Below are 803 nucleotides of genomic sequence, written 5' to 3'. Positions count from 1 at the left end.
CAGCGTTCATCCTGAGCCAGGATCGAACTCTCCGTCCAAAATGTATGGGCTTCGAGCCCGTCCGGTCCTCTCAGTTCATCGCTGATCGGTTCCGTTCGATTCATATGGTTTTAGTATAGGAAAAGGAATTTCTCGGGGCCGCCTCTCGGCGGCCTTGCGAAAAACAAATCCAAGTTAGACCATTTCAAATGGTTCGATGTCTGCCCGGATGCGACACTGAATGTGTCCATCCTCGCAGTATCCGGTTCTCAAGGTGCACGCTCTGCGGCTCATCCGGTCCGACCGGGCCGCGCGGCAAGGAGATATATTGCCAGACCGCGAAGCCCTGTGGGTCGTCAATTCCACTCTTCACAAGTCCTACACAACATATCGCTTTCTATAGGTAATAGAAAGACTGGTGCGGATCTTCCGCACATATCAGATGATGACCCTTTGGTTCAGGAATATATAGAGATCGGTCACCTATATGTGTTTATCTACCCGCGCTTTTAGCAATGTAAACCGCGCTTCAGATAATCAAAACCACCCCTAAAAGGGGTGGTTTGCTCTTAGGGTATAACCCTAATATTTCCGGCACGCGTCTAAAGGCGCCGGCCCTCACGGGGTTCGGGCCGCACTGCAGGTTGACCCGTGGCGGGCCGGTCAAACCGGCGCTACTTGCGCCCCGGCCCCCTATCGAAGGGGTCCTCGTGCTCCTTGACGCTCAGCCGGTCGAGCGCGATGTCGGCCTTCTCCTGCTCCCGGATGTACTTCGCGATCGTCGCCTCGTTCAGGCCGACGGTGGACACGCAGTGGCCCTCGGC

At 55.7% G+C, this 803-nt stretch carries 1 pseudogene; it reads right to left on the bottom strand.

What is annotated here, in order from left to right:
* Positions 1 to 653: 653 nt before the first annotated feature.
* A pseudogene (locus DW211_RS09045) lies at positions 654 to 803 on the bottom strand (IS200/IS605 family transposase); the annotation flags it as partial.

The organism is Collinsella sp. AM18-10 (genome assembly GCF_003471585.1).
Classification (GTDB): domain Bacteria; phylum Actinomycetota; class Coriobacteriia; order Coriobacteriales; family Coriobacteriaceae; genus Collinsella.
The sequence above is the reverse complement of the archived record's forward strand: the minus strand, read 5'-3'. Positions and strand labels throughout refer to the sequence as shown.